The sequence below is a fragment of the Velazquezella soli genome (genome assembly GCF_977018685.1).
Genome location: NZ_CDRNXF010000004.1, coordinates 1,167,116 through 1,193,480, shown reverse-complemented (window position 1 = coordinate 1,193,480; position 26,365 = coordinate 1,167,116). Strand labels below are relative to the sequence as shown.

General features: G+C 61.9%; 15 protein-coding genes. 13 read left to right on the top strand and 2 right to left on the bottom strand.

Annotation, left to right across the window (positions count from 1 at the left end):
- Nucleotide 1 precedes the first annotated feature (1 nt).
- Entirely contained in the window at nt 2-1,795 is a 1,794-nt protein-coding gene (locus AC0JZ8_RS09230; protein ID WP_471892350.1) for an ABC transporter ATP-binding protein/permease, read from the bottom strand.
- A gap of 137 nt (nt 1,796-1,932) precedes the next feature.
- Entirely contained in the window at nt 1,933-3,156 is a 1,224-nt protein-coding gene (locus AC0JZ8_RS09225) for an ROK family transcriptional regulator (protein WP_062461012.1), read from the bottom strand.
- Nucleotides 3,157-3,399: 243 nt separating this feature from the next.
- On the opposite strand from AC0JZ8_RS09225, the gene AC0JZ8_RS09220 reads away from it, so the two are divergent.
- The 13 genes from AC0JZ8_RS09220 to glgX all read left to right on the top strand — a co-directional run bounded on the left by AC0JZ8_RS09220 (nt 3,400) and on the right by glgX (nt 26,319).
- The gene (locus tag AC0JZ8_RS09220; protein WP_062461015.1) at nt 3,400-4,425 is read left to right on the top strand and encodes a sugar ABC transporter substrate-binding protein; all 1,026 of its coding nucleotides are present in this window, start codon (nt 3,400-3,402) and stop codon (nt 4,423-4,425) included.
- Between the two features lie 190 nt (nt 4,426-4,615).
- Nucleotides 4,616-5,695: an ABC transporter permease gene (locus AC0JZ8_RS09215; RefSeq protein WP_062461017.1), complete on the top strand. Its 1,080-nt coding sequence runs from the start codon at nt 4,616-4,618 to the stop codon at nt 5,693-5,695.
- On the top strand, nt 5,695-6,486 hold the full coding sequence (locus AC0JZ8_RS09210; RefSeq protein WP_062461891.1) for an ATP-binding cassette domain-containing protein: 792 nt from the start codon (nt 5,695-5,697) through the stop codon (nt 6,484-6,486). The genes AC0JZ8_RS09215 and AC0JZ8_RS09210 overlap by 1 nt, the downstream gene beginning before the upstream one ends.
- A 315-nt stretch (nt 6,487-6,801) precedes the next feature.
- Entirely contained in the window at nt 6,802-10,161 is a 3,360-nt protein-coding gene (locus tag AC0JZ8_RS09205) for a transglutaminase family protein (RefSeq protein WP_471892349.1), read from the top strand.
- 39 nt (nt 10,162-10,200) lie between these two features.
- Nucleotides 10,201-12,657 (top strand): circularly permuted type 2 ATP-grasp protein, encoded by a 2,457-nt coding sequence (locus tag AC0JZ8_RS09200; protein WP_471892348.1) that lies wholly within the window; start codon nt 10,201-10,203, stop codon nt 12,655-12,657.
- Nucleotides 12,658-12,674: 17 nt separating this feature from the next.
- Nucleotides 12,675-13,553 carry a transglutaminase family protein gene (locus tag AC0JZ8_RS09195; RefSeq protein WP_192077638.1) on the top strand — a complete coding sequence of 293 codons (879 nt, stop codon included), beginning with the start codon at nt 12,675-12,677 and terminating at the stop codon, nt 13,551-13,553.
- 136 nt (nt 13,554-13,689) lie between these two features.
- Entirely contained in the window at nt 13,690-14,910 is a 1,221-nt protein-coding gene (locus AC0JZ8_RS09190; protein ID WP_062461028.1) for a vWA domain-containing protein, read from the top strand.
- Nucleotides 14,911-15,131: 221 nt separating this feature from the next.
- The gene (locus AC0JZ8_RS09185) at nt 15,132-17,594 is read left to right on the top strand and encodes a glycogen/starch/alpha-glucan phosphorylase (protein WP_062461031.1); all 2,463 of its coding nucleotides are present in this window, start codon (nt 15,132-15,134) and stop codon (nt 17,592-17,594) included.
- Nucleotides 17,594-19,801 carry a 1,4-alpha-glucan branching protein GlgB gene (glgB, locus tag AC0JZ8_RS09180; protein WP_209901908.1) on the top strand — a complete coding sequence of 736 codons (2,208 nt, stop codon included), beginning with the start codon at nt 17,594-17,596 and terminating at the stop codon, nt 19,799-19,801. Before AC0JZ8_RS09185 ends, glgB begins: the two co-directional genes overlap by 1 nt.
- A gap of 18 nt (nt 19,802-19,819) precedes the next feature.
- Complete coding sequence (gene glgC, locus AC0JZ8_RS09175) at nt 19,820-21,082, top strand: glucose-1-phosphate adenylyltransferase (RefSeq protein WP_062461037.1); 1,263 nt, start codon at nt 19,820-19,822, stop codon at nt 21,080-21,082.
- A gap of 13 nt (nt 21,083-21,095) precedes the next feature.
- Nucleotides 21,096-22,541: a glycogen synthase GlgA gene (glgA, locus tag AC0JZ8_RS09170; RefSeq protein WP_471892347.1), complete on the top strand. Its 1,446-nt coding sequence runs from the start codon at nt 21,096-21,098 to the stop codon at nt 22,539-22,541.
- Nucleotide 22,542: 1 nt separating this feature from the next.
- Entirely contained in the window at nt 22,543-24,171 is a 1,629-nt protein-coding gene (locus tag AC0JZ8_RS09165; RefSeq protein ID WP_471892346.1) for an alpha-D-glucose phosphate-specific phosphoglucomutase, read from the top strand.
- Nucleotides 24,172-24,375: 204 nt separating this feature from the next.
- On the top strand, nt 24,376-26,319 hold the full coding sequence (gene glgX / locus AC0JZ8_RS09160) for a glycogen debranching protein GlgX (RefSeq protein ID WP_471892345.1): 1,944 nt from the start codon (nt 24,376-24,378) through the stop codon (nt 26,317-26,319).
- The last annotated feature ends 46 nt before the right edge of the window (nt 26,320-26,365 follow it).

Genomic DNA, 26,365 nt, shown 5'->3' with positions numbered 1-26,365 from the left:
CTCAAGCCTCGTTCTTCGTATCGACAGCCAGGAGCGGCGCCAGATGAAATACCTTTGGTGAAAATCTGTCCGAAAACACGTCGGAGCGGCCGATATAGAGGAGTGTCGAGCCGGTAAGCCCGGCCAGCACGTCGAGCAACAGCGCCTGCGTCTCCGGTTCGAGACCCTCCAGAACGTCGTCCATGATCAGCCAGTCCGGCTTTCGAAGCACGGCATTGGCGATCTGCAGCGCCACTTCCTCGTCCTTGTCGAGCAGCCGGTCCCATCGCTCCACCTCGTCGAGTTTATCGACGAGCCGATGCAGACCGACTTTCTTCAACGCTTGCGCCAGCGCCGCGTCGGTCATGTCGGGAATGCCATCGCGCATGCCAGCAGGCCCAGTCGCCGGATAGGTCATGACCTCGCGCAGTGATGCGGTCGGCAGATAACCTTCCTGCGGCATCATGATCATCCGATCTGCGGCCGGCAGTCGGATCTCGCCCTTGCCCCAGGGCCAGATACCGGACAGTGCCTGGAACAGAAGATGCCGGTCTGTCCCCGGATTGCCGTTGATCAGCACGCGCTCGCCGGGTCGGATGGTGAAGGCGCCTTCCGCGACCCTGATGCCATGGCCGTCCCCACCCTTGTCGGGTTCGCCGAAGACCGCAAGGTCGGTGACGGACAGCACGTCCTCCCCATCGCTTTTCCGGTAGGTGAGGACGGAGCCTTCCATCGCCGGCGTATCCATCGAAACCAGGGCATTGCGGAACGAGGAGACACGGCCGAGCGTCGCCCGCCAGTCGGCGATGACGCTGAAATTCGCCACATACCAGCGCAGCGCCTGGTTGACCTGGTTGAAGGCGCCGACCGCCATCATCAGACCGCCGAACGAAAGGCTGCCGGAGAAATACATCGGCGAGGCAATGATGATCGGCGCGACAAGCGCCAGCCAGCCGAAACCGGCAGACACCCAGGTGAGGTTGGTGAGCGCCCAGGCAAGCTTGCGCAGCATGCCGAGCACGCCATCGATCGCGGTGTGAACCCGAAACACCTCGCTTGCTTCGCCGCGCGCAAGCGTGATCGGCTTCATGTTCTCGTTTGCCCGCACGAGCGTCGCGCGCAGATCCGCCTCGCGGGCATAGCGCTCGGCATTCAGCCGCGCCAGCCGGCTCCCGACGACGTTGCTGAGGACCGAGCCGGTCACCGCATAAAGGATCGTCGCCCACAGCATATAGCCGGGAATGACGATCGTCCGCCCGCCGATCTGCAGGCCGAAGTCGGAAGAGATCGTCCACAGCACCCCGATGAAGCTCGCAAGAAGAATGGTGGAGTTGACCAGCCCGATCGACAGCGCCGTCGTGTTTTCGGCAAGGATGCGGGTATCCTCATGCAGTCTCTGGTCCGGATTGTCGGAGATCGCGCCAGCGCCGGCAAGCTTCAGGGCCCGCCCCGGCGTCAGCCAGACATCGGCGAGATCGCGGGCCAGCCCTTCTCGCATCCGCATCGCAGCGATCTGGTTCAGCCATTGCTGGATGACGTTGAGCAGTGTCAGGAGCGAGGCGAGGACTCCGAACACCACAAGCTGGTGGAGGAATTCGGGCATGTCGCGCCGCGCCAAGGCATCGTAAAACGGTCCGTTCCACTCGTTCAGCCGATAGGTGGCGTAGGTGGTCGCAAAGATGACGCAGAGCAGCGCGGCCGTGAGCGCGAGAACGGGATTGCGCACCGGGGACGCCCAGAACGCCCCTGTCATCATTTTGAGCTGGCCAGACAGAGGAAGTTCATAGGGCTCCGCCTTATCTTGCGAATTCACCATCTGCCGCCGGCTCCTGCCTGTCTGTGTCGAGTCCTAACTACCACAAGGGAATTGCGAAGGTGCGAGAAAGGCGTGCCGTTCACGGCTGACCGGGAACAGCGTCGAGCGTCCCACGATCGAATGCGGACGTCCGCTCGTCACATCGCCTTGAACAGCACACTCGGATCGGTGAGGTATTTCGCAAAGATCGGCAGGCTGGCGCCGCCGATGGCGCGGGCGTGGCTGCCGACCTTGCCCTCGATGATATCGGGGATGATGACACCTTGCAGATCGAGCCGCTTGACGGCCTCGATCGTCTCGGTGACGATCCGCTTGCGCACCCATGACGGAAATCCGCCATCGATCACGGCAGCCCCGAAATCGATGATCGAGGCGCTGGCAATGATCGCCTGGGCAAGCGCTGCCGCCGTCTCGCCGATCCACAGATCGAGCGGCGCCCCGAAATCGATCCATTCGTCGGCCGAATACCAGAGCGGCTCCGGATCGATCCCCTTTTCCTTCAGCATGTTCTCGAGAACGAAAATCGAAGCGACGTCGAGCAACTGCCGGGTTGAACCGTCCCTGCCGCGCACCGGAAGTGGCGCGACGGCGCCGGCAGTCCCGGTTCGGCCGGAAAACACGGCGGAGTTCAGAACGATGCCGCCGCCGATAAATGACCCGATGAAGAAATAGACGAAGTCCGGATAGGATGGACCGATCCCGAACACCAGCTCCGCACCGCAGGCGCTGGTCGCGTCGTTCTGCAGGTAGACGGCATGCTTGGTCGAGGCGGAGACCTCCTGCTGCAGGTCGAAATCGCGCCAGAGGTCCATCGCGCCCGCAGGCGCGCCGACCTCATCTGCCCAGTTCCACAGTTCGAACGGCGCCGAGATCCCGATGCCGGCTATCCGCTCACGCTCGACCATGCTGAGCTGGCCCTCGAGCCTGCCGATCCCCTTGCCGATGATTTCGATGATCTTCTGCGGCACTGGGTAGGCATAGGTTTCGTGATGATGCATCCGGATCTGCCCGACGAAATCCATCAGCACCAGATCGGCGCTGCGCCGGCCGATTTTCACCCCGAAGGAAAACACGGCATCGGGATTGAGCCGCATCGGTACCGACGGCTGCCCCACCCGGCCGCGGATCGGTTCGCCGCGCAGCAGAAGCCCGTCCTTTTCGAGCGATCGCATGATAACCGACACAGTCTGCGCCGACAGTCCGCTGGCGCGGGTAATGTCCGCCTTCGACATTTCGCCGTGCATGCGAACAAGCGAAAGGACCAGCCTCTCGTTATAGGCACGCACGCGAACCTGGTTCGATCCGCCCGAAAAACTGCCGAGCGGCATCGACCCTGTCGCGGTACTTCCCGCGATCGACATTGGAACTCCTCCCGAAACTCGCCGTGGATCGTCGCTCCACGCACGCCGAATATGCCACCGTGGATAAATAATTCAATCGGAATTAATTATTGACAGCTCATGGAAAACTGGTCTTAATCCGGGCTGCAGAGGACATGGGAGGCTTGGAGACGGCGCTCGTCGAATTCGATGGCACCCGGTGTTTCTGAACATTTGCATCAATCGCCCCAGGCTTGGGGAAAAGGTCTCTCGGGAGGAGATATCATGAAAAAGACTGTGCTTTCTGGCGCCTTTGCGGCGCTTGTCCTCGGCGTTGCGTTTTCCGCTCCGGCGCACGCAGCCGGCGTCTCCGCCTGCCTCATCACCAAGACAGATACCAATCCGTTCTTCGTGAAGATGAAGGACGGTGCGACTGCGAAAGCCAAGGAACTCGGCGTCACGCTGAAATCCTATGCCGGCAAGATCGATGGCGATTCCGAAAGCCAGGTTGCCGCGATCGAAACCTGCATCGCCGATGGCGCCAAAGGTATTCTGATCACCGCGTCCGACACCAAGGGCATCGTGCCGAACCTCAAGAAGGCCCGCGACGCCGGCATGCTGATCATCGCGCTCGACACGCCGCTGGAGCCGATCAATGCGGCCGATATGACGTTTGCGACCGACAACCTTCTGGCCGGCAAGCTGATTGGCCAGTGGGCCAAGGAAACGCTCGGCGACAAGGCCAAGGAAGCCAAGGTGGCCTTCCTCGACCTTACCCCGTCGCAGCCTTCCGTCGACATCCTGCGCGACCAGGGCTTCATGATCGGTTTCGGCATCGATCCGAAGGATCCGAACAAGATCGGCGACGAGGACGATCCGCGCATCGTCGGCCATGACGTGACCAACGGCAATGAAGAAGGCGGCCGCACCGCGATGGAAAACCTTCTCCAGAAGGATCCGACCATCAACGTCGTTCACACGATCAACGAACCGGCAGCAGCCGGCGCCTATGAAGCGCTGAAGGCCGTCGGTCGCGAGAAGGACGTGCTTCTGGTCTCCGTCGACGGCGGCTGCCCAGGCGTCAAGAACGTTGCCGGCGGTGTCATCGGTGCAACCTCGCAGCAGTATCCGCTGCAGATGGCGTCGCTCGGCATCGAGGCGATCAAGAAGTTCGCCGATACCGGTGAAAAGCCGAAGCCGACTGCCGGCAAGGATTTCTTCGACACAGGCGTGACGCTCGTGACCGACAAGCCGGTTCCCGCGATCAAGTCGATCGACACCAAGGAAGGTCTGAACAAGTGCTGGGGCTGATCCCCACCTGCATTTGAAAGATCAAACCACTACCCTCCCCGCAACGGGGAGGGCTTGATCCGGCGGCAACCGCTCAGACAATCCCTGCGTCCGCCGCAAGTCTTCTCCCACCGGGGTGGGAGAGATGGCCGGCAGGCCGGAGAGGGTCTCTCACTGTCGAGCGACAACGGAATTTCTCGGAGGAACATCCATGACCGAGCCAACGGCGGCATCGCCGCATCATGACTACGAAAAGGTTCTGAAGGACAGTTCGACCGACGTCGCGTCCTTCGATGGCGACAAGAAAACGCCTGTCCAGAAGTTCCAGCATTTCCTGCATACCAGCCCGTCAGCGGTTTCGCTGATCGTCCTCGTCGCAGCCCTGCTGGTGTTCGGCATCCTTCTCGGCGGCAAATTCTTCAACGCATTCTCCCTGACGTTGATCCTGCAGCAGGTGGCGATCACCGGCATTATCGGCGCGGCGCAGACACTTGTCATCATGACCGCCGGCATCGATCTTTCGGTCGGCGCCATCATGGTCCTCTCCTCTGTCGTCATGGGCCAGATGGTTTTCCGCTACGGGGTTCCTGTCGAGATCGCCATTCCCTGCGGCTTCGCGGTCGGCGCGATTTGCGGCTTCATCAACGGCTTCCTGATTGCCCGCGTGAAACTGCCGCCCTTCATCGTCACGCTCGGCATGTGGCAGATCGTACTTGCCACCAACTTCCTCTATTCCTCCAACGAGACGATCCGCTCGCAGGAAATCGAGGCGACGGCCCCGCTTCTGCAGTTCCTCGGCACGACGTTCAAGGTCGGCGGCGCCGTCTTCACCTTCGGCGTTGTCGCGATGGTGCTGCTGGTCGCCGTCCTCTGGTACGTGCTCAACCAGACCGCCTGGGGCAGACATCTTTACGCAGTCGGTGACGATCCCGAAGCGGCAGAGCTTTCCGGCGTCAACGTCAAGCGCATGCTGATTTCGGTCTACGTTCTGGCCGGCACCATCTGCGCGCTTGCCGGCTGGGTCTCGATCGGCCGCAACGGCTCGGTTTCCCCGACGGTCGGCCAGTTCGCCAACATCGAATCGATCACCGCCGTGGTGATCGGCGGCATATCGCTGTTCGGCGGCCGCGGCTCGATCCTCGGCATGGTGTTCGGCGCCCTCATCGTCGGCGTGTTCTCGTTCGGCCTTCGAATGCTCGGCACCGACGTCCAGTGGACGTACCTCCTGATCGGCGTGCTGATCATCGCCGCCGTCGCAATCGATCAATGGATCAGAAAGGCAGCCGGCTGATGGCACGCGATCCGAACACTCAACCCATCCTCGCCGCCCGCGGCCTGGTCAAGCGCTACGGCCGGGTGACCGCCCTCGACAACGCCGATTTCGACCTCTATCCGGGTGAAATCCTCGCCGTCATCGGCGACAACGGCGCCGGCAAGTCTTCGCTGATCAAGGCGATCTCAGGCGCGATCCGTCCAGACGAGGGCGAGATCACGCTGGAAGGCAAGCCGGTGCAGTTCCGCTCGCCAATCGAAGCCCGCGATGCGGGCATCGAGACCGTCTACCAGAACCTCGCGCTCTCGCCGGCACTGTCGATCGCAGACAACATGTTCCTCGGCCGCGAGATCCGCAGCAAGGGCTTCATGGGGAAATACCTGCGCAAGCTCGACCATGGCGCCATGGAGAAATTTGCCCGCGGCAAGCTCTCCGAGCTCGGCCTGATGACCATCCAGAACATCAACCAGGCGGTCGAGACACTCTCGGGCGGTCAGCGCCAGGGTGTGGCGGTGGCGCGCGCTGCGGCCTTCGGTTCCAAGGTCATCATTCTCGACGAACCGACGGCGGCGCTTGGCGTCAAGGAAAGCCGCAAGGTGCTGGAACTGATCCTCGACGTGCGCTCGCGCGGCATTCCGATCGTGCTGATCAGCCACAACATGCCGCATGTCTTTGAAGTCGCCGACCGTATCCACATCCACCGGCTCGGAAAACGCCTGACCGTCATCAACCCGAAGGACTACACGATGTCGGACGCGGTGGCTTTCATGACCGGCGCCAAGGTCCCGACGGAAGCCGTCGCCGCTTAGCGGAAATATCTGTGGCGCCCCTCACCCTAAACCTCTCCCCCCTCGCGGGGAGAGGGGACGTGCCTTGATTGAGGCGTAGAGCAAGCGGCTCGCGTCTTTCACTCCGCCTTCGGGGAGAAGGTGGCGGCAGCCGGATGATGGGCAGTCGCGGGCGGATGAGCCTACCCCGGCACGACCATCGAAAACCGAACGAAGCTCACCTTTCGACACGAGCGGGAAAACAGCCTGCCCCGCCTTGCATTCTTTTCATGCATTGCACAAACTCGCGGCAACGATGACGTAACGGCCCGTTCAACAAGGCCGGCAAGGGGCATAATGTCGATCAAGGCGAGCATCTACCACCTCACCCATTACAGCTATGACAGGCCGGTCCGCATGGGGCCGCAGATCATCCGGCTGAAGCCCGCCGCCCATTCCCGCACAAAAGTGCTGTCGCATTCGCTGAAGGTCACGCCGGAGAATCACTTCGTCAACCTGCAGCAGGACCCCTACGGCAACTACCTCGCCCGCTTCGTGTTTCCCGAACCGGTGACCGAATTCAAGATCGAGGTCGACCTCGTCGCCGACATGACGGTCTACAATCCCTTCGACTTCTTCGTCGAGGAAGAGGCGCAGGCCTGGCCGTTCACCTATCCGGCTGATCTCATCGAAGACCTGTCGATCTACCGCACGCCCGAGCCGCCGGAACCGGCGCTCATTGAATACCTGAAGACGCTGGACATGTCGCCCGGCCAGCCGACCGTGGACATGGTCGTCGGCATCAATGCCCGCCTGCAGCAGGCGATCGGCTATGTCATCCGCATGGAACCCGGCGTCCAGACGCCCGAGCAGACGCTGACCTCGGCCATGGGCTCCTGCCGCGACTCGAGCTGGCTGCTGGTGCAGATCCTGCGCCATCTGGGCTTTGCCGCCCGTTTCGTCTCCGGCTACCTCATCCAGCTGACGCCGGACCTGAAGGCGCTCGACGGCCCCTCCGGCACCGAAGTCGATTTCACCGATCTGCATGCCTGGTGCGAAGTCTATCTGCCAGGCGCCGGCTGGATCGGCCTTGATCCGACATCGGGCCTGCTGACCGGCGAAAGCCACATTCCGCTGGCCGCCACGCCCCATTACCGCAACGCCGCGCCGATTTCAGGCGGTTACTTCGGCGAGGCGAACACGTCGTTCGACTTCGCCATGAACGTCACGCGCGTTGCCGAACATCCGCGCATCACCAAGCCCTTCTCGGATGACAGCTGGGACGGGCTGAACGATCTCGGTGAACAGGTGGACCGCGTGCTGGAAGCCCAGGACGTGCGCCTCACCATGGGCGGCGAACCGACCTTCGTGTCGATCGACGACTTCGAATCCGACGAATGGAACACCGGCGCCGTCGGCCCTACCAAGCGCGAAAAGGCCGACGTCCTCATCCGCAAGCTGCGCGAAAAATTCGCGCCTGGCGGCTTCCTGCATTACGGCCAGGGTAAATGGTATCCGGGCGAAAGCCTGCCGCGCTGGACGTTCTCGCTCTACTGGCGCAAGGACGGCAAGCCGATCTGGAGCAATCCGGATTTGGTGGCCGAGGAAGGCCGCGACTATGGCAGCGGCGAACAGGACTCGCAGCAATTCCTGACGGCACTCGCAGCGGAACTCGATATCGGCGCAGAGATGGTTGTGCCCGCTTATGAGGATCCGGCCGAGTGGATCATCAAGGAGGGCTCGCTGCCTGATAATGTCGATCCATCCAATTCGAAACTCAAGGACCCGGAAGAGCGCAACCGCATCGCCCGCGTCTTCGAACGCGGCCTGACCAACCCGTCCGGTTATATCCTGCCTGTGCAGGCCTGGCAGTCGCATGCGAGAGGCGGCAGCATGGGCGCAAAGCGCTGGATCAGCGAAAAATGGAGCACCCGTCGCGGCAAGATCTTTCTTGTGCCCGGCGACAGCCCGGTCGGCTACCGCCTGCCGCTCGGCACGCTTCCCTATATCCCGCCATCGCAATTTCCCTATATCCACGAAGCCGATCCCTCGATCCCCCGAACTGCCCTGCCCGACGTGATCGTCCCGCCCGGTCACGAGGCGACGGAGGGTCGCGCGATGCCGGAGCAGTCGTTCACGGCAGGCGACCCGGTCAATCCCGGCCGCGTCGAGCAGACGCTCGGTGAAATCGGCGGCGCGGTGCGCACGGCGATTTCCGTCGAGCCGCGCGATGGCCGTCTCTGCGTCTTCATGCCGCCGGTCGAAAAGATCGAGGACTATCTCGAACTGATCGCAGCCGCCGAAAACGCTGCGACGAAGCTCGGTCTCGCGGTCCATATCGAAGGCTACGCGCCGCCGCATGACGAGCGCATCAACGTCATCCGCGTCGCGCCCGATCCTGGCGTCATCGAGGTCAACATCCATCCGGCCGCAAGCTGGAAGGAGACGGTCGAGACCACAACGGCGATCTATGAAGAGGCCCGCCAGAGCCGTCTCGGCGCCGACAAGTTCATGATCGACGGCCGCCACACCGGCACCGGCGGCGGCAACCACGTCGTGGTCGGCGGCGCCAACCCGAACGACAGCCCGTTCCTGCGTCGCCCGGACCTGCTCAAAAGCCTCGTGCTGCACTGGCAGCGCCATCCGTCGCTGTCCTACCTGTTCTCCGGCCTGTTCATCGGCCCGACCAGCCAGGCACCGCGCCTCGACGAAGCCCGCCACGATTCGATGTACGAGCTTGAAATCGCGATGGCACAGGTGCCGATGCCGGGCCAGGGTGCCGCACCGCTGCCATGGCTCGTGGACCGACTGTTCCGCAACCTTTTGACCGACGTCACCGGCAACACCCACCGTTCGGAAATCTGCATCGACAAGCTATTTTCCCCCGACGGTCCGACCGGTCGCCTCGGCCTCGTGGAATTCCGCGGCTTCGAAATGCCGCCGAATGCGCGCATGTCGCTGGCGCAGCAGCTGCTTGTGCGGGCACTGATCGCCCGCTTCTGGAAAAACCCGGTTCAGGGCAGGTTTACCCGCTGGGGCACGGCGCTGGCGGACCGGTTCATGCTGTCCCATTACATCTGGGCCGATTTCATGGACGTGCTGGCGGACCTTCGCGAAAACGGCTTCGACCTTAGGCCCGAATGGTTCGAGGCACAGCTCGAGTTCCGCTTCCCGTTCTTCGGCGAAGTCGAGTACGAGGGCGCCAAGCTGGAACTGCGCCAGGCGCTGGAGCCCTGGCATGTGATGGGCGAACAGGGCGCGATCGGCGGCACGGTGCGCTATGTCGACAGTTCCGTGGAGCGCCTGCAGGTGCGGCTCGAAACCAGCAATCCGCAGCGCTATACCGTCGCCTGCAACGGCCGCGCCGTGCCGTTGACGCCGACGGGCATATCCGGGGTCTCGGTTGCCGGCGTGCGCTTCAAGGCCTGGCAGCCGTCATCGGGCCTGCATCCGGTATTGCCGGTCAATACGCCGCTGACATTCGATATCTATGATACATGGTCCAGCCGCTCGATCGGTGGGTGCATATACCATGTTGCCCATCCGGGCGGTCGCAACTATGAGACCTTTCCGGTCAATGGCAACGAAGCGGAAGCGCGAAGGCTCGCACGGTTCGAACCGTGGGGACACACGGCGGGCAGTTATGCTTTGATGCAGGAAATGCCATCGCCCGAATTTCCGCTGACACTCGATCTGCGCCGGCCACCCGGGATTTGAACGGACCGCCTGGGTTTTAACTGGAGTTGACAGCAAGCCATGTCCAACGGACCGGCAACAGAGCACGCCAAGGCGGAAGCCGCCATTGGCGAGACAGGCGTTGGCGAGATCGGCATTGACCCGATCCTCGGCTACGCGGCCTTGGCCGGCGTCACCGACGAGATGCTGGACGCCGAAGGTCGTATCAAGCCGGTCTGGGAGAACCTGATCGCGCATCTGAGCCGTCTCTCGGAAGCCGAGCTGCATGAACGCTTTGCCCGCGCCGACCGCTACCTGCGCGATGCCGGCGTGTTCTATCGCACCTATGCGGCACCCGGCAGCACGGCCGGAAGCGGCAGCGGCGAGCGTGCCTGGCCGATCAGCCATATTCCGGTCCTGATCGCAGAAAAGGAATGGGAAGAGATTTCCCGCGGCCTCAAGCAACGCGCCGACCTTCTGGAAGCGATGCTTGCCGATATCTACGGCGACAACAAGCTGGTCGAGGAAGGCTTTCTGCCGCCGCAGCTCGTTGCCGGCAACCCTGAGTTTCTGCGTCCGCTGGTAGGCATAAAGCCGGTCAGCGGCCATTACCTGCACTTCTGTTCGTTCGAAATCGGCCGCGGTCCGGATGGCGACTGGTGGGTCCTGGCGGACCGCACACAGGCCCCATCAGGCGCAGGCTTTGCGCTCGAAAACCGCGTTGCGACCACACGCGCGCTGTCGGATATCTATGCCGAGAGCCATGTTCACCGCTTAGCCTCGTTCTTCGGCGCCTTCCGCGATGCGCTGCAGAGCCACAAGCAATATCCCGACGACCGGATCGCGGTTCTTTCCCCCGGCCCCGCCAACGAAACCTATTTCGAACACGCCTATATCGCCCGCTATCTCGGTTTCATGCTTCTGGAAGGCGAGGACCTGACCGTTCTCAACAACCGCGTCATGGTCCGCACCGCTGCGGGTCTGAAACCCATCGGCGTTCTCTGGCGCCGCCTCGACGCGTCCTATGCCGATCCGATGGAATTGAACCAAAGCTCCCATATCGGCACGCCCGGCATGGTGCAGGCGCTGCGATCCGGGTCGCTGACACTCGTCAATGCGCTCGGCTCCGGCATTCTCGAAACCCGGGCGCTGCTCGCCTTCATGCCCGCCATCTGCCGCCGCCTTCTCGGCGAAGCGCCGATCATGCCGTCGATCGCGACCTGGTGGTGCGGCCAGAAGGCCGAGCGGGACCATGTGGCCAAGAATATCGGTCGGATGGTGATCGGTCCGGCCTATTCCGGCCTGCCCTTCTTCGACGACAACGGCCAGTCGGTTCTCGGCTCTGCTCTGAGAGAGACCGCAAGAGAATCGATCGGCGAGTGGCTGTCGAGCGAAGGCGCCAAGCTCGTCGGCCAGGAAGTCGTGACGCTGTCGACGACGCCTGCCTATGTCGACGGCAAGCTGGTCCCGCGTCCGATGTCGCTGCGCGTCTTTGCGGCCCGCACCGAAGATGGCTGGCAGCTTATGCCCGGCGGTTTTGCCCGTATCGGTTCGGGCGACGACGTGGCCGCAATCGCCATGCAGGCCGGCGGGACCGCGGCCGATGTCTGGATCGTTTCCGACAAGCCCGTCGACAAGCCGACGCTGCTGCCACCGGAAGAAAGCTTTACCCGCAACATGCCGGGTTCGCTGCCCTCGCGCGCCGCCGACAATCTGTTCTGGCTCGGCCGCTATATCGAGCGCTCCGAAGGTGCGTTGCGCATCCTGCGCTCCTGGCACCTGCGATACGCGGAATCCGCCGATCCGGACGCGCCGCTTCTGGTCGATGTGGCCGACTACCTGAAATCCATCGATATGGACATGGCAAAGGCCGTGCCGGCACCGCTCCTGTCCCACCTCAACAGCGCCATCTATTCGGCCAGCAACATCCGCGACCGCTTTTCACCGGATGGCTGGCTGGCACTGACGGACCTTGCCAAGACCGCCAAGCGCTTCCATGAATCGGCACAACCCGGCGACGATGCCGCCCATGCCAGCACCATCCTTCTGCGCAAGCTGGCGGGGTTTGCCGGTCTCGTGCACGAAAACATGTATCGCTTCACGGGCTGGCGTTTTCTGTCGATCGGCCGCTATCTCGAGCGCGGTCTGCATATGACGCGGCTGCTCGCCCACATGTCCGGCCCCGACGCGCCGGACGGTTCGCTCGACATGCTGCTCGAAATCGGCGACAGCGTCATGACCCACCGGCGCCGCTACAACGTCAACACCGCGCGGCTGACCGTCGCCGACCTCCTGGCCCTCGATCCGCTCAACCCGCGTTCCATTCTCTTCCAGTTGAACGAGATCCGCACCGAGGTCGAGCAGCTGCCGAATGCCGTTGTGAACGGCCAGATGTCGCCCTTCTATCGGGAAGCAGTGCGACTGCATTCGGGCCTTGCAGTCATGACCCCCGAGGGCATGGACGTGGAAGTTTACCGTAAGCTTGAGCAGGAGCTTGAACGGCTTTCCGACATTCTCGCCCGAACCTATTTCAACTGAGCGGGAGAGGACACGCCATGCTTTACGACCTCTCCATGCACATGGGCTATGTCTATGACCAGCCGGCCTCGGTCGCACGGCATGTGATCCGGGTCCTGCCCCTGTCGCTGCCCGGCCGCCAGCGGCTGATTGCAGGCACGATCACCGTCACGCCGAACGCAGAGGAGAAAGCCACCTTCATTGATTTCTTCGGCCAGCAGGCGACCTCAATCCTGCTGCGCGCGCCGCATGAACGGTTCGACATCCGTATGCAGGCGCGCGTCATGGTCGAGACCCCGACGATCTCCGCGGATCTGTCGCCACGGCTCGATGGCTTGAGGCGGGAGCTTGCAGCGTATCTTAGCGTCGACGGCAGCTCGCCGCACAACCTGACCGGCGCAAGCCCTCGCCTGCCCGAAGATCCGCAGATTGCCGCCTATGCCCGCGACGTCGTCAAGCCGGGCCAGACGGTGCTGGAGATTGCAAAGGAGCTCTGCACCCGCATCTACGACGACTTCAAGTATGACTCCAAGGCGACCAAGGTCGACACAACCCCGCGCGAGGCCTTCAAGCTGAAGCGCGGCGTCTGCCAGGACTTTGCCCATATCATGATCACGGCGCTGCGCAGCCTCGGCATCCCCGCAGGCTATGTTTCCGGGTTCCTGCGCACTCTGCCGCCCCCGGGCAAGGAGCGTTTGGAAGGCGCGGACGCGATGCATGCCTGGGTCAAGGTCTGGTGCGGCGAGGCGGTCGGCTATGTCGAACTGGACCCCACCAACGACATCATGGCCGGCACCGACCATATCGTGGTTGCCTACGGCCGTGACTATTCCGATATCGCACCTGTCATCGGCGTGCTCAAAGGTTACGGAAATCGAAAGATCATCCAGGCGGTTGATGTGATACCGGTCAGATAGACCCGTTTTGGCGCTGAATCGTCGTGTTGGTTCAATTTTTAGAGGTTGATTTAGCGGTTCCTCCACCCGCTCCGCGCTATCAAGACCACGTGTTAGTGCAAATGAGTTGCGCGGTTACGGCACGGGGGTAAGTGCGATGACAGCATCAATTTGGACGCGGTTTGCCAAGAACCGCGACGGAAATTTCGGCCTTATGACAGCGGTGCTCCTGCCCATCCTCCTGGGTTCGGCGGGCGTCGCGCTTGATTTCACCAATGCCATGCAGATCAAGAGCAAGATGCAGGGTCTGGCGGATTCCGCGGCACTGGCAGCTGCCTCATCGATGGCCCAGAAAGGCATGAACGAGAAGGACGCCCAGGAACTGGCGACCGACTACCTCGCCGGCCAGATCCTTGCCAATGGCATAGACGCGAACGCCACACCTGAAGAAAAGGCAGCGCAGCAGGAGGCGATCCGCAAGGCCACCGCCGTCAGCGCCAAGACCACCAACAACAGCGCTTCCAGCAAGGGCTATACGGTGGCGCTCAACACCAAGTACACGATGAAGCTGAACCCGATCACCAGCATGATCGGCGGCCAGTCCATCACGCTGAATATTGCGGCCACGGCATCCAGCAGTTCGGAAACGACCAACGGCATCTCGATGTACCTGGCGCTTGACCGGTCCGGCTCGATGTCCTTTGTCACCAGCGACAGGAATACACTGCGGTCCTACTGTGACAACTACACCAACGCTGACTGGCCGTCGGTCGCCTTCTACTGGCCCTGCTACATCCGCAAGATCGAGGCCCTGCAGACGGCGGCGACGGGGCTGTTCACGTCGCTGAAGACGTCCGACCCGAAAAATACGCTGATCCGTGTCGGTGCGGTTTCCTACACCGATGAGACGCAGTCTCCGACACCGATGACATGGGGCACGACCGAGGCTGCCAAGTACGTGGCGGCGCTTCCAAGCGTTCCGACCGGCGGCACCGATGCCAGCGGCGCGATGACCCTCGCACTGAATGCGCTGAAATCGAGCAACACGACCGAGGCAACGGCGCATACGGCCAAGGGCAACGCCACCTTCAACCGCTACATCGTGCTGATGACGGATGGCGAAATGACCGGCAAAAGCGCCAACTGGAATCCGGCGCTGGACAGAACAGTGCGCAGCCAGTGCGAAACCGCCAAGGCCGATGGCATCAAGATCTTCACCGTTGCCTTCATGGCACCGGACAAGGGCAAGTCGCTGCTGAGCACCTGCGCAAGCGCCAGCGACTACTATTACGAGCCTGAAGACATGACCGATCTCGTCAACGCGTTCGGCGATATCGCCAACAAGGCGGCAAAATCCGCGGTTCGCCTCACCAACTAGGCAGCAGTCTAAGTCTCTCGGAACGTTTGATTATTTGCAGAACCCCGTCCAACCGGCGGGGTTTTGCTTTTTTGCGATTTTACATGCCCATGACATATTTCAAGACCAATATCATTGCCCGTTGCAAGCGTTTCGTAACGGTGCATAACTGGTTTCCCAGATCTTCAACGAGGGTCCGAATCGGACGCAATTCTCACGCTTAACCAGAAAGTTAGCGCGACATGGACAAGACCTCTTCTAACGTCGAACTCCCCTTTCCGGCACCACGCAGCTCCCGGCCTGAAATCATGGCAGAGGAGATCATCGAGCGCCTGACCTACCGGATCGGCAAGGATGCGCAGGTCGCCAAGCCGCATGACTGGCTGACCGCAACGATCCTCGTGGTGCGCGACCGCATTATCGACCGGTGGATGGATTCGACCCGCAAGGTCTACAAGACCGGCGAGAAGCGCGTTTACTATCTATCGCTGGAATTCCTGATCGGCCGCCTGATGCGCGATGCCGTCAGCAATCTCGGCCTGATGTCGGAAATTCGCGACGCGCTGACATCGCTCGGCGTCGATGTGGCTGTCATTGCCGGCCTCGAACCCGATGCCGCCCTCGGCAACGGCGGCCTCGGCCGTCTCGCCGCCTGTTTCATGGAAAGCATGGCGACCGTCGAGATCCCGGCCTATGGCTACGGTATCCGCTATGTCCACGGCCTGTTCCGTCAGCAGATGGCCGATGGCTGGCAGGTGGAACTGCCGGAAACCTGGCTCGCCCACGGCAACCCCTGGGAATTCGAGCGCCGCGAAAGCTCCTACGAAATCGGCTTCGGCGGCACGGTCGATACCGTCGGCGGTTACGACGATGCGCCGCGCTATGTCTGGAAGCCGGCCGAACGCGTCATCGCCATGGCCTACGACACGCCGATCGTTGGCTGGCGTGGCAAGCGCGTCAACACGCTGCGCCTCTGGTCGGCCCAGCCGATCGATCCGATCTTGCTCGATGCCTTCAACGCCGGCGACCACATCGGTGCGCTGCGCGAAAGCAACAAGGCCGAAAGCCTCACCCGCGTCCTCTACCCGGCCGATGCCAATCCGGCCGGCCAGGAACTGCGCCTGCGCCAGGAATTCTTCTTCTCCTCGGCCTCGCTCCAGGACATCCTGCGCCGCCACCTGCAGCAGTATCCGGATTTCACCAATCTTCCCGACAAGGTCGCGATCCAGCTCAACGACACTCACCCGGCGATTTCGATCGGCGAGCTGATGCGCCTTCTGGTCGACATTCACGGCGTGGATTTCGACGAGAGCTGGGAAATCGTCCGCAAGACCTTCTCCTACACCAACCACACGCTTCTGCCCGAGGCGCTAGAAAGCTGGCCGGTACCGTTGTTCGAGCGCCTGCTGCCGCGCCACATGCAGCTCGTCTATGCGATCAACACCAAGATCTTGCTCGAAGCGCGCAAGCTGAAGAATTTCTCCGAAACCCAGATCCGTTCGATCTCGCTGATCGACGAGGGCGGCGAGCGCCGCGTGCGCATGGGCAACCTTGCCTTCGTCGGCTCGCATTCGATCAACGGCGTCTCGGCCCTGCATACGGACCTGATGAAGGTCACTGTGTTTCAGGACCTGCACACGCTCTATCCCACACGCATCAACAACAAGACCAACGGCATCACCCCTCGCCGCTGGCTGATGCAGTGCAATCCGGGCCTCACATCGTTGATCCAGGACGCCATCGGCGACAAATTCCTTGATGACACCGAGGCGCTGACAGATCTTGAGAAATTCTCAAGCGACAGCTCGTTCCAGGACAAGTTTGCAGCGATCAAGCGCACCAACAAGATCGCACTCGCCAATCTGGTCGGCAGCCGCATGGGCATCAGGCTCGATCCGTCGGCCATGTTCGACATCCAGATCAAGCGCATCCACGAATACAAGCGCCAGCTCCTCAACATCATCGAGGCGGTAGCGCTTTACGACCAAATCCGCTCGCATCCGGAACTCGACTGGGTGCCGCGCGTAAAACTGTTCGCCGGCAAGGCGGCGCCGAGCTATCACAACGCCAAGCTGATCATCAAGCTGGCCAACGACGTCGCTCGCGTCATCAACAACGACCCATCGGTGCGCGGTCTCCTGAAGATCGTCTTCATACCCAACTACAACGTGTCTCTCGCCGAGATCATGGTCCCCGCGGCCGATCTTTCCGAGCAGATCTCGACGGCCGGCATGGAAGCGTCGGGAACCGGCAACATGAAGTTTGCCCTGAACGGGGCACTGACGATCGGCACGCTCGACGGCGCCAATGTCGAAATGCGCGACCATGTCGGGGAAGACAACATCGTCATCTTCGGCCTGAAAGCGGACGAGGTGCAGAAGGTCCGCGACGAGGGCCACGATCCCCGCGCCGTTATCGACCAGTCTCCGGAACTTGCACAGGCCCTGAATGCCATCGCGACAGGCGTGTTCTCGCCGGATGACCGGTCGCGTTTCACGGTCCTGATGGACGGGATCTACAATCACGACTGGTTCATGGTTGCCGCCGACTTCGATGCCTATGCAGCGGCGCAGCGCAGCGTTGACCAAATCTGGTCGGACCCTAAATCATGGTATTCAAAGACCATTCTCAACACCGCCCGCATGGGTTGGTTCTCCTCCGATAGAACCATTCGCCAATACGCGTCGGAAATCTGGAGAGCCTGATGACAAAAGCGCCGCGTACGCTCGATGACGGGAGAGCTCCTGGAGAAATCCCGTTATCCGAGATCGAGGCGATTTTGGAAGGCAGGCATACAAACCTCTTTGCCGTTCTCGGCCTGCACAAGGTCGGGGACGTCTACAGGGTCCGCTGTTTCATCCCCGGCGCCGAGGCCGTCACGGCCACGGCGCTGAACGGCACGGAACTGGGGGAACTCACCTGCCGCCACGAAGCCGGTTATTTCGAAGGCATCGTCTCCGCCTCGCAACGCCAGCCCGTCCGTTACCGCGCCCGCCGCGGTGATGACGAGTGGGCGGTGACGGACCCCTACTCGTTCGGCCCGGTTCTGGGACCGATGGACGATTATTTCGTCCGCGAGGGATCGCATCTGCGCCTGTTCGACAAGATGGGCGCCCATCCCCTTAAGCACGAGGGCGTCGAGGGATATCATTTCGCCGTCTGGGCACCGAATGCCAAGCGCGTTTCCGTCGTCGGTGATTTCAACACCTGGGATGGCCGCCGCCACATCATGCGGCTGCGTCAAGACACCGGCATCTGGGAAATCTTCGCGCCCGATATCCTGGCTGGCACCCCCTACAAGTTCGAGATCGTCGGCAGCGACGGCGAAGTTCTGCCCCTCAAGGCCGACCCTTACGCCCGGCGCGCCGAAATGCGCCCGAAGACGGCGTCCGTCACCACGCCGGAACTGGTGCAGAAGTGGGATGACGAAGCCCACCGCGAATTCTGGGAAAAGGCTGATCATCGCCGGCAGGCGATCTCGATCTACGAAGTGCACGCCGGTTCATGGCGCCGCAAGCAGGATGGTTCGTTCCTCTCCTGGGACGAGCTTGCCGCCGAACTAATCCCCTACTGCACCGACATGGGCTTTACCCATATCGAATTCCTTCCGATTACCGAACATCCCTATGATCCGTCCTGGGGCTACCAGACCACCGGCCTCTATGCTCCGTCGGCCCGTTTCGGCGAGCCGGAAGGCTTTGCCCGCTTCGTCAACGGCTGCCACAAGGTCGGCATCGGCGTCATCCTCGACTGGGTGCCAGCCCACTTCCCGGTCGACGCCCACGGGCTTCGCCATTTCGACGGCACCGCACTCTACGAGCATGAAGATCCGCGCCAGGGGTTCCACCCCGACTGGAACACGGCGATCTACAATTTCGGACGTCTCGAAGTCCTGTCCTATCTCGTCAACAACGCGCTCTACTGGTCGGAGAAATTTCACCTCGATGGCCTGCGTGTCGATGCGGTCGCCTCGATGCTCTATCTCGACTATTCCCGCCGCGAGGGCGAATGGGTGCCGAACGAGTATGGCGGCCGCGAGAACCTGGAATCTGTCCGCTTCCTGCAGAAGATGAACTCGCTTTCCTACGGCAATCATCCCGGTGTGATGACCATTGCCGAGGAATCCACATCCTGGCCGAAGGTCTCGGCGCCGGTCCACGAAGGCGGTCTCGGCTTCGGGTTCAAGTGGAACATGGGTTTCATGCATGACACGCTGAGCTATCTCGCGCGCGAGCCTGTTCACCGCAAGCATCACCACAGCGCCATCACCTTCGGCATGGTCTACGCCTATTCCGAAAATTTCGTCCTGCCGCTCAGCCATGATGAAGTCGTGCACGGCAAGGGGTCGCTGATCGCCAAGATGGCCGGCGACGACTGGCAGAAATTCGCCAATCTGCGCGCCTATTACGGGTTCATGTGGGGTTATCCGGGCAAGAAGCTGCTGTTCATGGGCCAGGAATTTGCCCAGTGGAGCGAATGGAGCGAGGAGCGGTCGCTGGACTGGAACCTGCTGCAATACAGCCCGCACGAAGGCATGCGCCGTCTCGTCCGCGATCTGAACTTCTGCTACCGCTCCAAGCCCGCCCTGCATGCCCGCGATTGCGAGAGCGAAGGGTTCCGCTGGCTGATTGCCGATGATGCCGAAAACTCCGTGTTTGCCTGGCTGCGTATGGCGCCGGGGGAAAAGCCGGTGGCGGTGATCACGAATTTCACCCCGGTCTACCGGGAAAATTACCGTATTCCCTTGCCAAGCGAGGGCAGATGGCGGGAAATCCTCAACACCGATGCCGAGATCTATGGCGGCACCGGCAAGGGGAATGGCGGACGCGTGCAGGCGGTGAATGCGGGAGGAACGATCACCGCCGACATCACGTTGCCGCCTCTGGCGACGATCATGCTGGAATTGCAATAACGACCGGGAGGGAGAACCATGAACGACAAACGCATACAGCCACTCTCACGCGACGCGATGGCCTATGTCCTGGCCGGCGGCCGCGGCAGTCGCCTGAAGGAACTGACGGATCGCCGCGCCAAGCCAGCGGTCTACTTCGGCGGCAAGGCGCGCATCATCGATTTCGCGCTGTCGAACGCGCTGAATTCCGGCATCCGCCGCATCGGCGTTGCGACCCAGTACAAGGCGCACTCGCTGATCCGCCACATGCAGCGCGGCTGGAACTTCCTGCGTTCAGAGCGCAATGAAAGCTTCGACATCCTGCCCGCCTCCCAGCGCGTTTCGGAAACGCAATGGTATGAAGGCACGGCCGACGCGGTGTTCCAGAACATCGACATCATCGAAGGCTACGCGCCGGAATACATGGTCATCCTTGCCGGCGACCACGTCTACAAGATGGACTACGAGTACATGCTGCAGCAGCACGTGAACTCCGGCGCCGACGTCACTGTCGGTTGCCTCGAAGTTCCGCGCATGGAAGCCACGGGCTTCGGCGTCATGCATGTCAACGAGAAGGACGAGATCATCGATTTCGTCGAAAAGCCGGCCGACCCACCGGGCATTCCCGGCAATCCGGATTTCGCGCTGGCCTCGATGGGCATCTACGTCTTCCACACCAAATTCCTGATCGAAGCGCTGAAACGCGACGCGGAAGCCGAAGGCTCCAGCCGGGACTTCGGCAAGGATATCATTCCCTATATCGTCGAGCACGGTAAGGCCGTTGCGCACCGCTTTGCCGATAGCTGCGTCCGGTCCGATTTCGAGCGCGAGCCCTACTGGCGCGATGCTGGAACTGTGGACGCATACTGGCAGGCCAATATCGACCTGACAGAAATCGTGCCCGGCCTTGATCTCTACGACAAGTCCTGGCCGATCTGGACCTTCGGGGAAATCACCCCACCGGCAAAGTTCGTGCATGACGACGAAAACCGCCGCGGGTCCGCAACGTCCTCGGTCATTTCCGGCGACTGCATAATTTCCGGTTCGTCGCTCAACCGAAGCCTTCTCTTCACCGGCGTGCGTGCCAATTCCTATTCCAAGCTCGAAGGCGCGGTTGTGCTGCCGAACGTGCGGATCGGACGGCGCGCCCAGCTTCGCGATGTCATCATCGACCACGGCGTCACCATTCCGGAAGGCCTGATCGTCGGCGAGGATCCGGAACTCGATGCCAAGCGCTTCCGCCGCACCGAGAGCGGTATCTGCCTGATCACCCAGGCGATGATCGACAAGCTCGAGCTGTGAACGGGATCCTCCGATGAATGTTCTGTCGGTCGCGTCCGAAGTCTTTCCGCTGGTGAAAACCGGCGGCCTCGCCGATGTGGCCGGCGCTCTGCCGCTGGCACTTAAGAGCCAGGGCATCTCGGTGAAGACCCTGATGCCGGGCTATCCGGCTGTCATGCGGGTGCTGAAGGATGCAAAACTCGTCATGAGTTTCGACGACCTTCTCGGTGCCAGTGCCGATATCCTCGAAGTCACGCACCAGGGGCTAGACCTCCTGGTGCTCGACTGCCCCATGTTCTTCGACAGGCCGGGCGGCCCCTATCTCGATCAGACAGGCAAGGACCATCCCGACAACTGGAGACGCTTCGCGGCACTGTCCAAGGCGGGTGCGATCATCGCGCAGGACGGCATCGCGGGCTGGAAGCCCGACATTGCGCATGTGCACGACTGGCAGGCGGGTATGCTTCCGGCCTATATGCGCTACTCGGAAACGCCCGAAATCCCGACGCTCATCACCATTCACAACATCGCCTTCCAGGGCATGTTCGGCGCCGATATCTTTCCCTTTCTCGGCCTGCCGGACCATGCATTTGCCATGGACGGGATCGAATATTTCGGCGGCATCAGCTATTTGAAAGCCGGGCTGGAGACGAGCTGGGCAATCTCTACCGTTTCTCCCTCCTATGCCGAGGAAATTCTGAGCGGCGAATACGGCATGGGGCTCGAGGGCCTGCTCTCTCGCCGCTCCGTGGATCTGACGGGTATCGTCAACGGCATCGACGCTGAAATCTGGGACCCGGAAACCGACATCAACCTGCACACCCGCTACGGTGCCGAAAGCCTTGCAAGCCGCGCCGGCAACAAGCGGGCGATCGAGGAGCGGTTCGGCCTCGTCGAAAGCGACGGTCCGCTGTTTTGCGTCATCTCCCGCCTCACCTCGCAGAAGGGCATGGATCTGCTGGCGCAGGAGATCGACAACCTTGTCGAAGCCGGCGGCAGGCTGGCGGTGCTCGGCTCCGGCGATCAGGCGCTCGAAACCGCATTTCACGCCGCTGCAGGCCGCCATCCGGGCAGCGTTTCGGTTCTGACTACCTATGACGAGCCGCTGTCGCACCTGCTTCAGGGCGGCTCCGATGCCATCATCATCCCCTCCCGGTTCGAGCCGTGTGGCCTCACCCAGCTTTACGGTCTGCGTTACGGCTGCATCCCGGTCGTTGCCCGCACCGGTGGCCTCAACGACACGGTCATCGACGCTAGCCCCGCCGCACTCGCTGCGAAGGCCGCAACCGGTGTCTCCTTCGGCCCGGCAACAGCCGACAATCTTGGCCGCGCCCTGCGCCGCGCCATCCGTCTCTACAAAGACCCTGATGTCTGGACGGAAATGCAGAAGCAGGGCATGAAATCCGACGTTTCCTGGGACAGGAGTGCTGGCCTCTATGCCGCGCTCTATTCCGACCTACTTGCAAGAAAAGGCATTTGAGATGATCAAAACCGTATCGACCACGCCCTATCAGGATCAGAAGCCTGGAACCTCCGGCCTGCGCAAGAAGGTGCCCGTCTTCGCCCAGGAAAACTACGCCGAAAACTTCATCCAGGCGATCTTCGACAGTCTCGAGGGATTTGCCGGCAAGACGCTGGTGATCGGCGGCGACGGCCGCTATTACAACCGCGAAGTCATCCAGAAGGCGATCAAGATGGCCGCGGCCTCCGGCTTCGGCAAGGTCATGGTCGGCCAGGGCGGTATCCTGTCGACGCCGGCCGCCTCCAACATCATTCGCAAATACCACGCCTTCGGCGGCCTGATCCTGTCGGCCAGCCACAATCCCGGCGGCCCGAACGAAGATTTCGGCATCAAGTACAACACCGGCAACGGCGGCCCGGCGCCTGAAAAGATCACCGACGCGATCTTTGCCCGCACCAAGGTGATCGACACCTACAAGATCGTCGACTCCGCCGATATCGACCTCGACGAAGTCGGAACGTTCAAGATCTCCGGAATGGAAGTCCAGGTCATCGATCCGGTCGCTGACTATGCCGAACTGATGGAGCAGCTGTTCGATTTCGTGGCAATCCGCGCTCTGCTTGCGAGCGGCGTCCGCATTGCGATCGATTCGATGGGCGCCGTCACAGGCCCCTATGCCGTGGAAATCTTCGAGAACCGGCTTGGCGCGCCCGAGGGCTCGGTACGCAACGCGATCCCGCTTCCCGACTTCGGCGGTCATCATCCGGACCCGAACCTTGTCCATGCCAAGGAACTCTATGACGACGTGATGAGCAAGAGCGGCCCGCATTTCGGTGCCGCCTCCGATGGCGACGGCGACCGCAACATGGTCGTCGGCAAGGGCATGTTCGTGACACCGTCGGACAGCCTGGCGATCATCGCAGCAAACGCGACGCTCGCACCGGGCTACGCCAAGGGTATTGCAGGCATTGCCCGTTCGATGCCGACAAGTGCGGCAGCCGACCGCGTGGCCGAAAAGCTGAAGATCGGCATGTACGAAACGCCGACCGGCTGGAAGTTCTTCGGCAATCTGCTCGATGCCGGCAAGGCCACCGTCTGCGGCGAGGAAAGCTTCGGCACCGGTTCCGACCACGTGCGCGAAAAGGACGGCCTCTGGGCGGTTCTGTTCTGGCTCAACATCATGGCAGCCCGAAACGAGAGCGTCGCCGAGATCGTCAAGTCGCACTGGGCCGAATACGGCCGCAACTACTATTCCCGCCACGACTACGAGGAAGTGGATTCGGATGCGGCGAACGCTCTCGTCGCAGCCCTGCGCGAAAAGCTTCCCAATCTACCCGGCCAGACATTTGGCGCACTCAAGGTCGAATTTGCTGACGATTTCGCCTATCTCGACCCGATCGACGGCTCCGTTTCGAAGAACCAGGGTATCCGCATCCTGTTCGAAGGCGGCTCTCGCGTTGTGTTCCGCCTGTCGGGCACCGGCACGTCGGGTGCGACGATCCGCGTCTATGTCGAGCGCTACGAACCCGATGCCAGCCGCCACGACATCGAGACCCAGACGGCGCTCGCCGACCTGATCGCAGTGGCAGACGAGATTTCGGATCTCAAGAAGCGGTCCGGCCGGGATGCCCCGACGGTGATCACCTGATCGAGGCTGCCGGGTGACATTGCCCCTCATCCGGCGACAGCAACCTTCTCCCCGCAATCGGGGAGAAGGATTTGCCGCAGCGACACGGGACCCTACTTCCATAGGACACGTCTCTTCTTCCCACCAAGCGGAGAGAAGGCAGGCTGATTGTCAGCCGCGAACGCAGGGTCGCTGGCGAAATGGATGAGCGATAAGGAACCCGATATGTCTCACGCACACGCTCAAAGACGCGGCGCTGTTCTCCTGGATAAGATGGCGGAATTCTCGGTCTGGTCGCAGCATGCGGAAAAGATCGAACTCTGCCTGTTCGATGCCGATGGCGAGACGGAAACCGCCCGCCACCCGATGGCGCGCGGCGACGACAACCTTTACCGCATCGACCTTCCCTCGATCAGACCCGGCCAGCGCTATGGTTTTCGTGCGCATGGCATCTACGATCCGGATAAAGGCCTCTGGTTCGACCCGTCGAAACTGCTTGTCGACCCCTACGCCAAAGAACTCGACCGCCCCTTCGTCTACGATCCGAACCTCTCGCAGTTCAACTTCGACACGGCCGGCCTGGTGCCCAAGGCGATCGTCACGGAGCACGTCGCAGCCAAGATCGAGGCGCCGCGGTTTACCCCCGGCGGACTGATCTACGAAGTCGCCGTAAAACCCTTCACCATTCTCCACCCCGACGTGCCGGAAGATATCCGCGGCACGGTCGCAGCGCTCGCGCATCCAGCGATCATCGCCCATCTCAAAAGGATCAGCGTCGACGCGATCGAGCTGATGCCAATCACCGCCTGGATCGACGAACGGCACCTCCCGTCGCTCGGTCTCACCAATGGCTGGGGCTACAATCCCATCGCCTTCATGGCGCTCGACCCGCGCCTTTGCCCGGGCGGGGTTGAGGAACTGCGCGACACCGTCACCGCCCTGCACGAGGCCGGCATCGGCGTCATCCTCGATCTCGTGTTCAACCATTCGGGCGAAAGCGATCGCTACGGCGCAACCCTGTCGATGCGCGGGATCGACAACCTCTCCTATTATCGTCACGCGCAGGGTGAGCCCGGCCTTCTCATCAACGACACCGGTACCGGCAACACGCTCGCCTGCGACCATCCCGAAGTCCGGCGCCTGATCGTCGATACGTTGCGCCATTTCGTCATTCATGCAGGCGTCGACGGCTTCCGCTTCGATCTGGCGCCGATCCTCGGTCGCACCTCGAACGGTTTCGACGCCGATAGCGAAACGCTGACCGCGATGCTCGAAGACGAGGTCCTGAAAGACCGCGTCATGATCGCCGAACCCTGGGATATCGGCCCCGGCGGCTATCAGCTCGGCAATTTTCCGGAAAAATTCCTCGAGTGGAACGACCGCGCCCGCGACGACATCCGCCGTTACTGGCGCGGCGACGAGTGGACGACAGGCGCGCTCGCCACCCGGCTTGCCGGCTCGTCTGACCTTTTCTCCGGACACACGCGCACGGTCAATTTCCTCGCCGCCCATGACGGCTTCACGCTGATGGATCTCGTGTCCAACGAGCACAAACACAATGAGGCGAACGGCGAAGACAACCGCGACGGTCACGGCGACAACATGTCCTGGAACAACGGCACCGAAGGCGTGACCCGCGACCGCGATATCCTCGCCGACCGTCGAAGGGACGCCGAAGCCCTGCTCTCGACGCTGTTTGCCAGCCGAGGCACGATCATGCTGACGATGGGCGACGAGGCCGGCCGCTCCCAGCGCGGCAACAACAACGCCTATGCGCAGGATAACGAGATCACCTGGATGGACTGGGCAACGCTCGACGAGGCGCTGGTCGAGCACACGGCAATGCTTTCAGCTCTCCGCAAGCGGTTCTCCGTATTCTCCGAAACCAGCCTGCTCACGGGCGATGGCGATATCGAATGGATCTCGCCAAGCGGCCAGCCGATGCAGGTGTCCGACTGGGAAAACCCCGCCAATCCGGTCCTCGGTTTCATGCTGAAAACCGACGATGCAACGACCGGAAAAGCCACGCGGCTCGCCATCATCATCAACCGCGGCCACACGCCGCAAACCTTCGCCCTTCCCGGCCTGAACTGGCGTTGTTATCCTGATAACCAGCCGTGGGATACGGCACTTGCCCCCCGGTCGGTCCGCTTTTGCATCGAAAATTGATGCACTGCAAAAACCTGTCGCCAAGTCCTTCAAAGCCTGTAAGAGT